General features: G+C 75.4%; 13 protein-coding genes. 9 read left to right on the top strand and 4 right to left on the bottom strand.

Annotated elements, in window-relative coordinates; translation table 11 throughout:
- A partial coding sequence (locus HLB15_RS05635) for a dihydrolipoamide acetyltransferase family protein (protein ID WP_171104328.1) occupies positions 1 to 790 on the top strand: 790 nt, incomplete at its 5' end.
- Between the two features lie 37 nt (positions 791 to 827).
- Here HLB15_RS05635 and HLB15_RS05640 read toward each other — a convergent pair.
- Both HLB15_RS05640 and paaZ read right to left on the bottom strand, forming a co-directional pair.
- Positions 828 to 1,445, bottom strand: coding sequence for a TetR/AcrR family transcriptional regulator (locus HLB15_RS05640; RefSeq protein WP_171104329.1), 618 nt, complete (start codon positions 1,443 to 1,445; stop codon positions 828 to 830).
- Positions 1,442 to 3,460, bottom strand: a complete 2,019-nt coding sequence (gene paaZ / locus HLB15_RS05645) for a phenylacetic acid degradation bifunctional protein PaaZ (protein WP_171104364.1) — start codon at positions 3,458 to 3,460, stop codon at positions 1,442 to 1,444. The genes HLB15_RS05640 and paaZ overlap by 4 nt, the downstream gene beginning before the upstream one ends.
- A gap of 166 nt (positions 3,461 to 3,626) precedes the next feature.
- Here paaZ and paaA point away from each other — a divergent pair, with 166 nt between their 5' ends.
- From paaA to HLB15_RS05685, 8 genes are read left to right on the top strand one after another with little or no spacing between them, the layout of a single operon-like run.
- Entirely contained in the window at positions 3,627 to 4,601 is a 975-nt protein-coding gene (gene paaA, locus HLB15_RS05650) for a 1,2-phenylacetyl-CoA epoxidase subunit PaaA (protein WP_189086970.1), read from the top strand.
- Positions 4,598 to 4,939: a 1,2-phenylacetyl-CoA epoxidase subunit PaaB gene (paaB, locus tag HLB15_RS05655; RefSeq protein ID WP_229785194.1), complete on the top strand. Its 342-nt coding sequence runs from the start codon at positions 4,598 to 4,600 to the stop codon at positions 4,937 to 4,939. The genes paaA and paaB overlap by 4 nt, the downstream gene beginning before the upstream one ends.
- An 8-nt stretch (positions 4,940 to 4,947) precedes the next feature.
- Complete coding sequence (gene paaC, locus HLB15_RS05660; protein ID WP_171104330.1) at positions 4,948 to 5,880, top strand: 1,2-phenylacetyl-CoA epoxidase subunit PaaC; 933 nt, start codon at positions 4,948 to 4,950, stop codon at positions 5,878 to 5,880.
- 8 nt (positions 5,881 to 5,888) lie between these two features.
- Complete coding sequence (gene paaD / locus HLB15_RS05665) at positions 5,889 to 6,401, top strand: 1,2-phenylacetyl-CoA epoxidase subunit PaaD (protein ID WP_171104367.1); 513 nt, start codon at positions 5,889 to 5,891, stop codon at positions 6,399 to 6,401.
- A 1-nt stretch (position 6,402) separates the two neighbouring features.
- Positions 6,403 to 7,488 carry a 1,2-phenylacetyl-CoA epoxidase subunit PaaE gene (gene paaE, locus HLB15_RS05670; protein ID WP_171104331.1) on the top strand — a complete coding sequence of 362 codons (1,086 nt, stop codon included), beginning with the start codon at positions 6,403 to 6,405 and terminating at the stop codon, positions 7,486 to 7,488.
- The gene (locus tag HLB15_RS05675; RefSeq protein ID WP_171104332.1) at positions 7,485 to 8,234 is read left to right on the top strand and encodes an enoyl-CoA hydratase/isomerase family protein; all 750 of its coding nucleotides are present in this window, start codon (positions 7,485 to 7,487) and stop codon (positions 8,232 to 8,234) included. The genes paaE and HLB15_RS05675 overlap by 4 nt, the downstream gene beginning before the upstream one ends.
- The gene (locus tag HLB15_RS05680; protein ID WP_171104333.1) at positions 8,231 to 9,070 is read left to right on the top strand and encodes a 3-hydroxyacyl-CoA dehydrogenase family protein; all 840 of its coding nucleotides are present in this window, start codon (positions 8,231 to 8,233) and stop codon (positions 9,068 to 9,070) included. The genes HLB15_RS05675 and HLB15_RS05680 overlap by 4 nt, the downstream gene beginning before the upstream one ends.
- A 31-nt stretch (positions 9,071 to 9,101) precedes the next feature.
- A complete protein-coding gene (locus HLB15_RS05685) occupies positions 9,102 to 9,893 on the top strand; it encodes an enoyl-CoA hydratase/isomerase family protein (RefSeq protein ID WP_171104334.1) in 792 nt (263 codons plus the stop codon).
- A 118-nt stretch (positions 9,894 to 10,011) separates the two neighbouring features.
- Here HLB15_RS05685 and HLB15_RS05690 read toward each other — a convergent pair whose 3' ends face one another.
- Both HLB15_RS05690 and HLB15_RS24715 read right to left on the bottom strand, forming a co-directional pair.
- Complete coding sequence (locus tag HLB15_RS05690; protein WP_311979559.1) at positions 10,012 to 11,043, bottom strand: acetylxylan esterase; 1,032 nt, start codon at positions 11,041 to 11,043, stop codon at positions 10,012 to 10,014.
- Complete coding sequence (locus tag HLB15_RS24715) at positions 11,025 to 12,341, bottom strand: cytochrome P450 (protein WP_171104335.1); 1,317 nt, start codon at positions 12,339 to 12,341, stop codon at positions 11,025 to 11,027. The genes HLB15_RS05690 and HLB15_RS24715 overlap by 19 nt, the downstream gene beginning before the upstream one ends.
- Between the last annotated feature and the right edge of the window lie 105 nt (positions 12,342 to 12,446).

Genomic DNA, 12,446 nt, shown 5'->3' on the forward strand with positions numbered 1-12,446 from the left:
GGCGGGGACAGGCGACCTGGTCCCGGGCCGGGGACCCGACACGACGCCGACCCCGAGCGCACCGACCCCGAGCGCACCGACCCCGGGCGGCCCCGCCCGCGCCGGCCGGCGCATCCCGCTCACCGGCTTCCAGCGCGCGGCGTCCGCGGTGCTGACCCGCAGCCGCCGGGAGATCCCGGAGGCGACGGTCTGGGTGGACGTCGACGCGACGGCCCTCTGGGAGCTGCGCGAGGCCGCGCGGCTGCCCGGCGACGACGGTCCCGGGCTGATGACGTACGTGGCCCGGTTCGTGGTCGAGGCGCTGCGCCGGTACCCCGTGCTCAACGCCCGGCTCGACGTCGAGCGCGGCGAGATCGTGGTGCCGGACCGGGTGGACCTCGGGCTGGCCGTCCAGGGCGAGCACGGCCTCGTGGCCCCCGCGGTGCTCGGCGCCGACGGCCTGAGCACGGCGCAGCTCGACGCGGCGATCCGCGACGTCGTCGAGCGGGCCAGGGCGGGCCGGTCGACGCCCGAGGAGCTGGCCGCCGGGACGTTCACCCTGAACAACTACGGCGGCCTCGGGGTCGACGGCAGCGCGCCGATCATCAACCACCCCCAGGTCGCGATGCTCGGCCTCGGGCGGGTCATCGAGCGGCCGTGGGTCGTGGACGGCGCGATCCTGCCCCGCCGGATCACGCAGCTGTCGTTCGTCTTCGACCACCGGGTCTGCGACGGCGTCACCGCGGCGGCGTTCCTGCGCACCGTCGCCGACGCGATCGAGCACCCGCTGCCCGCCGTCGTCCGGCTCTGACGGGGCGGCCCGCCGGGGGAGGACCGGCGGGCCGCTGTCAGGGCTCGGGCGGGCGCAGGCCGTCGAAGAGGACGCTCGACAGGGTGGCGGCCAGCGCGTCGGCCGACAGGGGCCCGTCGGGGCGGTACCAGTCGACGAGCGAGTTGACGGTGCCGAACAGCAGGCGGCTGATGACCTCCGGCTCGACGTCGGTGCGCAGGTCGCCCTCGGCGGCGGCCTGCCGCACGAGGGCGGCGAGGCGGTCGTCGATGTGCCGGCGGCGCCGGAGCGCCGAGCGCTCCAGGTCGCTGTTGCCGCGCACGCGCAGCAGGAGCGTGACGGCGGGCAGGTGGTCGGCGAGGATGCGGACGGCGGCCTCGACGGTGGCGCGCAGCCGCACGGCGCCGGGCTCCCCGTCGGTGGCCGTCGCCGCCGCCTCGACCGCGGCGCCGAGCTCGGAGAGCGCCTCGTCGAGGGCGGCGGCGAGCAGCGCCTCCTTGCTCGCGAAGTGGTGGTAGACCGCGGACTTGGTCACGCCGAGCTCTGCCGCGAGGTCGCTGATCGACGTCGCGTCGTAGCCGCGCCGGATGAACAGGTCGATCGCGGCGCGCAGCACGGCCGCCCGGTCGTGGCCCGGGCGGCCGCGCGGGCGGCGGGCGGGCGCGTCGGCGGTCACGCCGTCTTGGCCACGAGGGTGAGCACGTCGTACGCCGCGACCTGCTCGCCGTCCTGGTTGGTCACGTCGGCCTCCCAGCGCACCTCGCCGTAGTCGGCCGAGGTGCGTGGGGTGATCTGCTTGACCGTCAGGTGGACCCGGATGGTGTCGCCGACCTTCACCGGGGTGAGGAACCGCAGGTTGTCGACGCCGAAGTTGGCCAGCACCGGCCCGGGCGCCGGGTCGACGAACAGCCCCGCCGCGAGGGACACCACGAGGTAGCCGTGCGCGACGATCCCGCCGAAGAACGGGTTGGCGGCGGCGGCCTCCGCGTCGGTGTGGGCGTAGAAGGTGTCGCCGGTCAGCTCGGCGAACTGCGTGATGTCCTCCTGCGTGACCGTGCGCGCCGCGGTCTCGATCGTGTCGCCGACGCGCAGCTCGGCGAGCGACCTGCGGAACGGGTGCACGTCCTCGACCCGGCGGCGCGACCCGGTGGTCCACCGGCCCGTGATCGCGGTGAGCATGTCGGGCGAGCCCTGCACGGCGGTGCGCTGCATGTGGTGCAGGACGCCGCGCACGCCGCCGAGCTCCTCGCCGCCGCCGGCCCGCCCGGGTCCGCCGTGCACGAGCATCGGCAGGGGGCTGCCGTGACCGGTCGACTCGGCGGCGTCGTCGCGGTCGAGCACGAGCAGGCGACCGTGCCACGGCGCGAGCCCGCGGGCGACGTCGCGCGCCACCTGCGGGTCGTGCGTCACCAGCGACGCGACGAGACTGCCGCGGCCGCGTGCCGCCAGCTCGACCGCCTCGTCGAGCGACCCGTACGTGAGCACGGTGCTGACCGGGCCGAACGGCTCGACGTCATGCGGCTCCGCGGCGCCGGGGCGGGCGCGCAGGAGCACGGGGGAGAGGAACGCGCCGCGCTCGGCGTCGGCCCCGACCACCTCGACGTGGGCGGGGTCGCCGTGGACGACGTCGGCCGAGGTGCGCAGCGCCTCGATCGCCTTGCGCACCTCGTCGCGCTGGGCGAGGCTCGCGAGCGCGCCCATGCGGACGTCGCCGTCGGCGGGGTCGCCGACGGTGACGCGGTCGAGGCGCGCGCTGATCGCCGCGACGACGGTGTCCGCCATCGCCTCGGGCACGATGACGCGGCGGATCGCCGTGCACTTCTGGCCGGCCTTGACGGTCATCTCGGTGACGACGCCCTTGACGAACAGGTCGAGCTCGGGGTCGTCGGGTCGCACGTCGGGGCCGAGGATCGAGCAGTTGAGGGAGTCGGCCTCGACGCCGAGCCGCACGCCGCGGTCCAGCACGGACGGGTGCGAGCGCAGGATCCGCCCGGTGTGCGCCGAGCCGGTGAACGCCACGTGGTCCTGCTCGCCGAGCTCGTCCAGCAGCGTGCCCGCGCTGCCGCACAGGAGCTGCAGGCTGCCCTCGGGCAGGATGCCGGAGTCCGCGATCCGCCGCACGACCGCCTCGGTGAGGTAGGCCGTCTGGCTCGCGGGCTTGACGATCGTGGGCAGGCCGGCGAGGAAGGCGGGCGCGAGCTTCTCGAGCATGCCCCAGACGGGGAAGTTGAACGCGTTGATCTGCACCGCGACCCCGGGCCGCGACGTGTACAGGTGCTGTCCGACGAACGTGCCGCCCTTGCCGAGCGGCTCCAGCGCGCCGTCGAGCACGACGGTGTCGTCCGGCAGCTCGCGCTTGCCCTTGCTCGCGTAGCTGAACAGCGTGCCGATGCCGCCGTCGATGTCGACGTAGCCGTCGCGCCGTGTCGCGCCCGTGCGCAGCGAGAGCGCGTGGAAGTCCTCCTTGTGGGCGTTCAGGTCCAGCGCGAGCTCCTTGAGCAGGCTCGCGCGCTGGTGGAACGTCAGCCGGCGCACGGCAGGCCCGCCGACCTCGCGCGCGTACCGGACCATCGCGGCGAGATCGATGCCCGCGCTCGAGACGCGCGCCACCTCCTCGCCGGTGACGGCGTCCAGCAGGGGCTCGCCGTCGTCCGACCCGGCCTGCCAGCGCCCCGCGACCCAGCTCTCCAGCCTCGCGCTCGCTCGTGTGCTCACTGCGCCTCCCTCTCGAGGTCCCGTCACGTCGTCGTGCCCGGGGGGCGTTGTGCAACCCGCCGCACGTGTGTCACGCTAATACAGAACGCTCGGTCAGTAAATACACGGGCGCAGAGCAGAGGCAACGTCGCCGGAGGTGTTCGTGTCGGTCACCGCAGAGCCGCAGAGCGTGCCGGAGAGCGCGCTCGAGGAGCAGTTCCACGCCACGATCGCGCGCAAGGACCGCATCGAGCCGCGGGACTGGATGCCCGAGGCGTACCGCAGGACGCTCGTGCGCCAGGTCGCCCAGCACGCCCACTCCGAGATCATCGGCATGCAGCCGGAGGGCGCATGGATCGGCCGCGCCCCGTCGCTGCGGCGCAAGGCGATCCTGCTCGCCAAGGTGCAGGACGAGGCGGGCCACGGGCTGTACCTGTACTCCGCCGCCGAGACCCTCGGCGTCTCGCGCGCCGAGCTCACGGAGCTGCTCGTGACGGGCAGGCAGAAGTACTCCTCGATCTTCAACTATCCGACGCTCTCGTACGCCGACGTCGGCACCATCGGCTGGCTCGTCGACGGTGCGGCGATCTGCAACCAGGTGCCCCTGTGCCGCACCTCGTACGGGCCGTACGGGCGCGCCATGATCCGCATCTGCAAGGAGGAGTCCTTCCACCAGCGGCAGGGTTACGAGCTGCTCCGGACGATGATGCGGGGCACGGACGCGCAGCGCGCCATGGTGCAGGAGTCGGTCGACCGGTTCTGGTGGCCGTCGCTGATGATGTTCGGCCCGCCCGACGACGCCTCGCCCCACACCGCGCGCTCGATGGCCTGGGGGGTCAAGACACACACCAACGACGAGCTGCGCCAGCGGTTCGTCGACATGACCGTGCCGCAGGCCGAGGCCCTCGGCGTCACCCTGCCCGACCCCGACCTGGCGTGGAACGAACAGCGCGGGTCGTACGACTTCGGGCAGCCCGACTGGGACGAGCTCTGGGCCGTCGTCGCGGGCGACGGACCGTGCAACGCCCAGCGGCTCGCGCATCGCACGCGGGCCTGGCGCGAGGGCGCCTGGGTGCGCGAGGCGGCGCTCGCGTACGCGGAGCGGGAGCGCGCGGAGCACGAGGAGGAGGCGGCATGAGCGGGTCGGACAGCGCGTCCGGCGGCGCGTCCGGCGGCGCGGAGCAGGCCCCGGTGCGCGGCGAGTGGCCGCTGTACGAGGTGTTCGTCCGCGGCAAGCGCGGCCTCAACCACGTGCACGTCGGCTCCCTGCACGCGCCCGACGACGCGATGGCCGTGCGCCACGCGCGCGACGTCTACACGCGGCGCAACGAGGGCGTGAGCATCTGGGTGGTCCGCTCGTCGGCGATCACCGCCTCCAGCCCCGACGAGAAGGACCCGATGTTCGCGCCCAGCGGCGACAAGGTCTACCGGCACCCGACGTTCTACGACATCCCCGCCGACGTCCCGCACATGTAGGAGCCCCGATGCCTGTCCGCACGCACGAGCCCGACGAGCACGACAACGCCTACGCGGAGCTGCTCACGGACGACGCCCGCTGGGCGTTCGGCACCGACTTCACCGACCCCCTGGCGGGGGTCGACACCACGGTGCCCGACGGCGTCGACCCCGCGACGCTCGCGACGTACTGCCTCATGCTCGGCGACGACGCCCTCGTGCTGTCCCAGCGGCTGGCGCAGTGGTGCAGCAACGCGCCCGACCTCGAGGAGGACATCGCGTTCGCGAACATCGCGCTCGACCTGCTCGGCCAGGCGCGGCTCCTGCTCGCCCGCGCGGCCGCGGCCGACCCGGGACAGGTGCCCGCGCTGCCCGCCGGCTCGCCCGTGCCCGACGAGGACCGCCTGGCGTTCTTCCGCGACGGCCCGCAGGTGCGCAACGTGCGCCTCGCCGAGATCGACGACGGCGACTTCGCCCAGGCCGTCGTTCGCGTGCTCCTGTTCTCCGCATGGCGGCTCGAGCTGTTCACGGACCTGGTCCGCAGCCGCGACGCCGTGCTCGCCGCCGTGGCCGCCAAGGGGGTCAAGGAGCTCACCTACCACCGCGACTTCGCGGGCCGGTGGTTCGTGGTGCTGGCCCGCGGCACCGCCGAGTCCCGCCGGCGCCTGGTCGCCGGCCTCGAGGCGGTCTGGCCCTACCGCGACGAGCTCTTCGCGACGCACGGCGTCGAGCGCGCCGCCGCGCAGGCCGGGGTCGGCGTGGACCCGGCGGGCGTCGAGGCGCGGGTCGAGGCCGTGCTCGACCAGGCGCTCGGCGCCGCGGGGCTCGAGCGCCCCGACGTCCGCCCGCGTTCCGGCGTCCAGGGGAAGGCCGGCCGCGACGGCAGGCACACCGAGGCGCTCAGCCTGCTGCTCGCCGAGATGCAGTCGGTCGCCCGCGCACACCCGGAGGGGCGCTGGTGAGCGGGGCCATGGAGCAGGTCGCGCAGCAGGTGCTGGAGCGCGCGCGGACGGCGGCGTCCGCCGTCGTCGACCCGGAGCTGCCCGTGCTCACGCTCGCCGACCTCGGCGTGCTGCGCGACGTCACGCTCGACGACGACGGCGTCGTCGCCGTCGCGATCACCCCCACCTACTCGGGCTGCCCCGCCATGGCGACCATGCGCGACGACCTGGTGCGCGGGCTCGCCGCCGCAGGCATCGAGGCCCGCGTGCGGGTCGTGCTCGACCCGGCCTGGACCACGGACTGGATCACGCCGTCCGGCCGCGCGGCGCTCGCGGCGGCGGGCATCTCGCCGCCCGGCCCGGCTCCGCGGCGGACCGGCCCGGTGCCCCTGCGGCTCGGCCCGCCGCGCCGCGCGGTGCGCTGCCCGCTGTGCGGGTCGGCGGACGTGGAGGTGACCTCCGAGTTCGGGTCCACCGCGTGCAAGGCGCTGTACCGGTGCCGCGTGTGCCGCGAGCCGTTCGACCACGTGAAGGAGATCTGACGTGGCGACCCTGACGGGCGGTGCGACCGCCCGGCGCACGGCGTTCCACCCGCTGACCGTGCGCGCCGTCGAGCGCCTCACCGACGACGCGGCCGCCGTGACGTTCGACCTGCCGGACGAGCTGCGCGCCGAGTTCGCCTTCGCCGCCGGCCAGTCGCTCACCCTGCGCCGCGTGCTCGACGGCGTCGAGCACCGCCGCACCTACTCGATCTGCGCGCCCGTGGGCGGCCCGCCGCGCATCGGCGTCCGCGAGGTGCCGGGCGGCCTGTTCTCGTCCTGGCTCGTGCACGACGTGCGGCCCGGCGACCGGGTCGAGGTGCAGGCACCGTCGGGAGCCTTCCGGGCCGACCCCGCGGCGGGCGGGCGGCACCTGTGCGTCGCGGCCGGGTCGGGCATCACGCCCGTGCTGTCCATCGCGGCGAGCCTGCTGCGCGGCTCGGACGCGCGCGTCACGCTCCTGTACGGCAACCGGACGGCGGGCTCCGTGATGTTCGCGGACGAGCTGGCCGACCTCAAGGACGCCTACCACGACCGCCTCGAGCTGGTGCACGTGCTGTCCCGCGAGCCGCGCGACGTCGACCTCTTCTCCGGCCGACTCGATGGCGCCCGGCTCCGCGAGCTCCTGCGGCGCGTCGTGCCCGTCGCCGACGTCGACCACGTGTGGCTGTGCGGGCCGCTCGGCATGATCGACGAGGCCAGGGCTGCGCTCACCGAGGCGGGCGTGCCCGCCGACCGGGTGCACAGGGAGCTGTTCTGGGTGGACGAGCCGCCGCCCGCGCTGCGCCGCCCGGACCGGGTGGTCGAGGGCGAGACCAGCCAGGTCACGGTGGTGCTCGACGGACGCGCCACGACCAGCGCCGTGCCCCGCGACGAGCGCCTGCTCGACGCCGCGCAGCGCGTGCGCGCCGACCTGCCGTTCGCCTGCCGGGGCGGCGTCTGCGGCACGTGCCGGGCCAGGGTCGTCGAGGGGGAGGTCGACATGGTGCGCAACTACGCGCTCGAGCCGCAGGAGGTCGCCGACGGCTTCGTGCTCACCTGCCAGTCCTACGCCGCGGGCGACCATGTCGTCGTGGACTACGACGCATGAGCGCGCCCCTGCTCGTCGAGGAGCACGACGACCGCATGGTGCTGCGGCTCAACCGGCCGGAGGTCCGCAACGCGATCGACCGGGACATGGTCGACGCGCTGCACGCGGCGTGCGCGGCGCTCGAGGCGCACCCCCGCGTCGCCCTGGTGACCGGGACGGGCGGCACGTTCGCCGCGGGCGCCGACATCGCACAGCTGCGCGAGCGGCGCAGGGACGACGCCCTCGCGGGCATCAACTCGGGCCTCTTCGACCGCGTCCACCGGCTGCCCCTGCCGGTGATCGCGCTCGTCGACGGGTACGCCCTCGGCGGCGGCGCCGAGCTGGCCTACGCGTGCGACTTCCGGATCGGCACCCCCGCCACCCGGTTCGGCAACCCCGAGCCCGGCCTCGGCATCATCGCCGCGGCCGGCGCCGCGTGGCGCCTCAAGGAGCTCGTCGGCGAGCCGCTGGCCGCCGAGGTGCTGCTGGCCGGCCGCGTGCTCGACGCCCAGGAGTGCCTCGCCGCGCGCCTGCTCACCGAGGTGGTCGAGCCGGAGGATCTCGAGGCCGCCGGTCACCGGCTCGCCGACCGCATCACCGCGCAGGCGCCGCTCGCCGTGCGGCTCACCAAGGCCGTCCTGCACGCGCCGCGCGACGCGCACCCCCTGCTGGACGACGTCGCGCAGGCCGTGCTGTTCGAGACCCAGGACAAGGCCGACCGGATGGACGCGTTCCTCGCCCGGCGCGCCCGGAAGGAGCAGCGATGACCGGGCACGACCTGCCGGAGTCCGTCGGCGTCTACGGCGGCGGGCGCATGGGCGCGGGCATCGCGCACGCCTTCGTGCTCGCGGGCGCCCCGGTCACGGTGGTGGAGACCGACCCGGCCGCGGCGCTCGCCGCGCGCGAACGGATCGGGAAGAGCCTGGCCCGGGCGGCCGCGGAGGGGACCGCACCGGTGCCGGCCGGCTCGTTCGACGTCGTGACCGACGCCGCCGCCCTGGCCGACTGCGCGCTCGTGGTCGAGGCCGTGCCCGAGCTGCTCGACCTCAAGCACGCCGTGCTGCGTCGCGCGGCGGCCGTGGCGCCCGGCGCGGCGCTCGCGAGCAACACGAGCTCGCTGCCGATCGACGCCCTCGCCGACGCGCTGCCCGACCCGGCGCGCCTGGTCGGCCTGCACTTCTTCAACCCCGTGCCGGTCAGTTCCCTGGTCGAGGTCGTGGTCGGCGCGCGCACGGCGCCCGGCCTCGTCGACGACGCCCGGCGCTGGGTCGCCGCGCTCGGCCGTACCGCGATCACCGTCCGCGACTCGCCCGGCTTCGCGAGCAGCCGGCTCGGCGTCGCGCTCGCGCTCGAGGCGATGCGCCTGCTCGAGGAGGGCGTGGCCTCGGTGCAGGACATCGACACCGCCATGACCCTCGGGTACCGGCACCCGGTCGGGCCGCTGCGCACGACCGACGTCGTCGGCCTCGACGTGCGGCTGCACATCGCCGAGCACCTGGAGCGCGAGCTGGGCCCGCGGTTCACGCCGCCGCAGGTGCTGCGCGACAAGGTCGCGGCCGGCGAGCTGGGCCGCAAGACGGGGCAGGGCTTCTACACGTGGTGAGCACCGCCGGACGACAGCGACAGGAGATCCGATGACCGACGCACCCGTCGTCACCGACCGCGCGGACGCGGTCGTGACGATCACGCTCGACGACCCCGGCCACCGCAACGCGCTGACCCGGACCGCCAAGAAGGCCCTGCGCGACGCCGTCGCCGCGGCGGCCGCCGACACCGGGGTGCGTGCCGTCGTGCTCACGGGCACGGCGAGAGCGTTCTGCCTGGGCCAGGACCTCGGCGAGCACGCCGCGGCCCTCGCCGACGGGGCCGAGGCCGCGTTCGCCACGGTCCGCGAGCACTACTCGCCGGTCGTGCGCGACCTGCTCACCATGCCCAAGCCCGTGATCGCCGCCGTGGGCGGCACGTGCGTGGGCGCGGGCCTCGGGCTGGCGCTCGCGTGCGACCACCGCGTCTTCGCCGACGGGGTCACCCTGGGCGCGGCGTTCGCCGGCATCGGGCTCACCTTCGACACGGGCCTGTCGCTCACGCTGCCGCGCGCCGTCGGCGACGCGCGGGCCCGGGAGCTGCTGCTGTTCAACCGGACGTTCACCCCGGAGGAGGCCGTGGCCTGGGGCATCACGGGGGAGGTCGTCGCGGCGGAGGACGTGCTGCCCCGCGCCGTCGAGATCGCCCGGCAGCTCGCCGCCGGCCCGACCGTCGCGTTCGCGCAGACCAAGCGCCTCCTCGCGCAGGCACCGGGACGCACCCTCGACGAGGTGCTCGACGCCGAGGCCCGCGCCCAGGCGGCCTGCGGCGCGACGGCCGACCACACCGGCGCGGTCCAGGCGTTCCTGTCCCGCGCCCAGCCCACCTTCAGGGGCCACTGACCCGCCCGCTCGCGCCGCCGAGCGGAGGAATGATCGGCGCTCGCGCCGCCGTCCGCCGATCATTCCTACGCTCGGCGGGCGCGGGCGGCGGCGGGCGGGATCCTGGGCGGCGGCGGGGTCAGGCCGTGAGCGCCGTGATGTGGGCGCGGGTGGCCGCGTAGGCGGCGGACTGCTCGCGGGCCTGGCCCGGGTACCCGGCGTGCCCCGCGGTGAGCACCGTCAGGTCGAGGCTCGCCCCCGGAGCCCGCGCGACGCCGTTCGCGACCGCGAACTGGCCCGGCGGCGGCACGGAGGTGTCCCACAGCGCGCACTCGACGCGCACGGGGATCCGCAGGTGCGTGGCCGCGACCGACGCGTCGTGGAACGCCAGGACCTCGCGTGCCTCGGGATGGTCGGCCACGTGGTGCCGGACGGCCTCGCCGCTGCCGAGGCACGGCATCCGCAGGCGCAGGTCGTGCTGCCCGAACGTGGGCACCTCCAGCGTGGCGCCGACGAACCGGTCGTCCCACGGCAGGGCCAGCGCGCCGATGCCGCCGCCGAAGCTTGTGCCGACGTAGTACAGCGGCAGGTCCGCGAGGGCCGGGTCGCGCCGGGCGAGCACGTCCAGCAGGGCGCTCGCGGCGTGCCACAGGTCGACGGCGGACCGCCCGACGGCGTACGTGTCCACCGCCTCGATGCCGTGCAGCACGTGCGCGGAGCTGGTGTCGGGGGCCCCGACGCCCCGGTTGAGCGCCCCGAGCCCCCGTGCCACGGGGAAGATGACGGCGGCGTCACGCGGGACCCGCTCGAAGCTCGGCGCGTCGCGGCCGCCGTACCCGTGGCTGACCACGACACCGACCCGGGGCAGCCCTTCCACGGGGAGCGCGACCCAGGCGCGCAGCCGCAGGCCGCCGTCGGCGGTGTGCGTGACCACGCGGACGTCGTGCGTGGCGCGGCGGGCCGGCGCGGCGGCGCCCTCGACCACGACGTCGGGTGCCACCGTGCGCGCCCGCTCGGACCAGGACCGCCACAGGTCGGCGAAGCCGTCCGGCTCCGCGGCCGGCTCGACGGCGAGCAGGGCGTCGCGGTCGTACCCGTAGGTGCCGTCGATCGGGCTGTCCGCGAACCAGCGGTCGTAGGGCGCGGGCAGGCTCACCGGTCCGCGGCCCACCCGGCGTCGTCGTCCTCGTCCGGGTCCGTGTCCCACGTGCCGTACGCGGGCTGCCGGCGCGGCGACGGGAAGGTCACCGGCAGGCGCGCCGGGAACCGCATCCAGGGGCTCGTGGCCCACTCGACCCGGTTCGGGTCCGTCGTGAGGGTGAGCTGCAGGCGCTTGAGCAGCTCGGCCACGGCGATCCGCGCGACGACGCGGCCCAGCCGGGGCGCGGGGCAGCGGTGCGCGCCCGCGCCGAACGAGAGGTAGGCGCGGTTGCCCACGGTGTCCCAGGGGTCGCTCGACTGCACGAGCGGGTCGTGGTTGGCGGCGTGCACCGCGACCACGACGGGGTCGCCGCGCTCGATGAGCTTGCCGTCCAGCACCACGTCGCGCACCGCGAAGCGCGGCATGAGGTTCGGGTTGGTCGTGGAGCGCCACAGCACCTCGTCGAGCGCGTCGTCGATGTGCAGGCGGCCGCCCGAGACACGGTGGGAGAACCGCGGGTCACTGAGGATGATCACGAGGGTCTGCGCCACCCACGCCATGAGGGACTCGGTCGCCGCCGCGGTGATGGCGGTGAGCGTCTGGGCGCGCTCGAGGTCGTTCTCGAAGTTCGGGTGCACGGCGAGCACGCCGGCGATGTCGCGGGTGCCGCGCTCGCGGCTGAGGGCGATGTGGCCCGTGACGATCTCGCGCAGCTCGTCGGTGAGCGCGCGGGCGTCGGCGCCCGCCTCGAAGATCGCCCGGGTGATCTCCTGGAGGCGCTGCGCCTGGCCCGGCTCGAGACCGTCCAGCTCGGACAGCACGAGGAACGGCACCACGGCCGCGTACTCGGCCACGAGGTCGGCCCGGCCCCTGTCCTCGAACCGGTCGATGAGCATGCCGCACAGCCGCCGCGTGATGGCGCCGGCACGGGCCTCGTCGACCTGCTCGAGCGCGTCGTCGACGGGCGGGCGCAGGCGGGCGTGCTTGGCGCCGTCGGCGTCGGCGAGGGTGGGCTTGGGAGCCTGCGCGAGCACGAGGTGCAGGCCCGAGCCCGGTCCGAGCAGGCCCTTGCCGTGGCCGTTCCAGATCGACGGGTCCTTGATGAAGGTGTGGTCGTCGCGCAGCAGGCCCACGGCGGCGGAGTGGCCCAGCACGAGCCAGCCCGGCACGCCCGGCTCGAGGTCGATCGGGGCGATCGAGCCCCAGCGCTTGCGCAGCTGCTCGTAGACGGTGTTCGCGTCGGGCGACGTCGTCGTCGCGACCAGCGGCGTGCGCTCGGCGACGTCGCTCAGCCGCACGGGTCGCGCGGACTGCGATGCTGCGGTCACGGTTCTCCTCTCGGGCAGGGGCCGGCCCCGGCGCGTGCGGCTCCGGACGGCCCTGTCCGGGGATGCTAACCGACCAGGCGGCACCGTCGGGTGACCGCCGGGTCA

The sequence above is a fragment of the Promicromonospora citrea genome (assembly GCF_013004695.1).
GTDB lineage: Bacteria > Actinomycetota > Actinomycetes > Actinomycetales > Cellulomonadaceae > Promicromonospora > Promicromonospora citrea.

Coding starts and splice junctions, on each gene's coding strand:
- paaB (WP_229785194.1), top strand. CDS start 4,598: ATGAGCGGGTCGGACAGCGCGTCCGGCGGCGCGTCCGGCGGCGCGGAG.
- paaC (WP_171104330.1), top strand. CDS start 4,948: ATGCCTGTCCGCACGCACGAGCCCGACGAGCACGACAACGCCTACGCG.
- paaD (WP_171104367.1), top strand. CDS start 5,889: ATGGAGCAGGTCGCGCAGCAGGTGCTGGAGCGCGCGCGGACGGCGGCG.
- HLB15_RS05675 (WP_171104332.1), top strand. CDS start 7,485: ATGAGCGCGCCCCTGCTCGTCGAGGAGCACGACGACCGCATGGTGCTG.
- HLB15_RS05680 (WP_171104333.1), top strand. CDS start 8,231: ATGACCGGGCACGACCTGCCGGAGTCCGTCGGCGTCTACGGCGGCGGG.
- HLB15_RS05685 (WP_171104334.1), top strand. CDS start 9,102: ATGACCGACGCACCCGTCGTCACCGACCGCGCGGACGCGGTCGTGACG.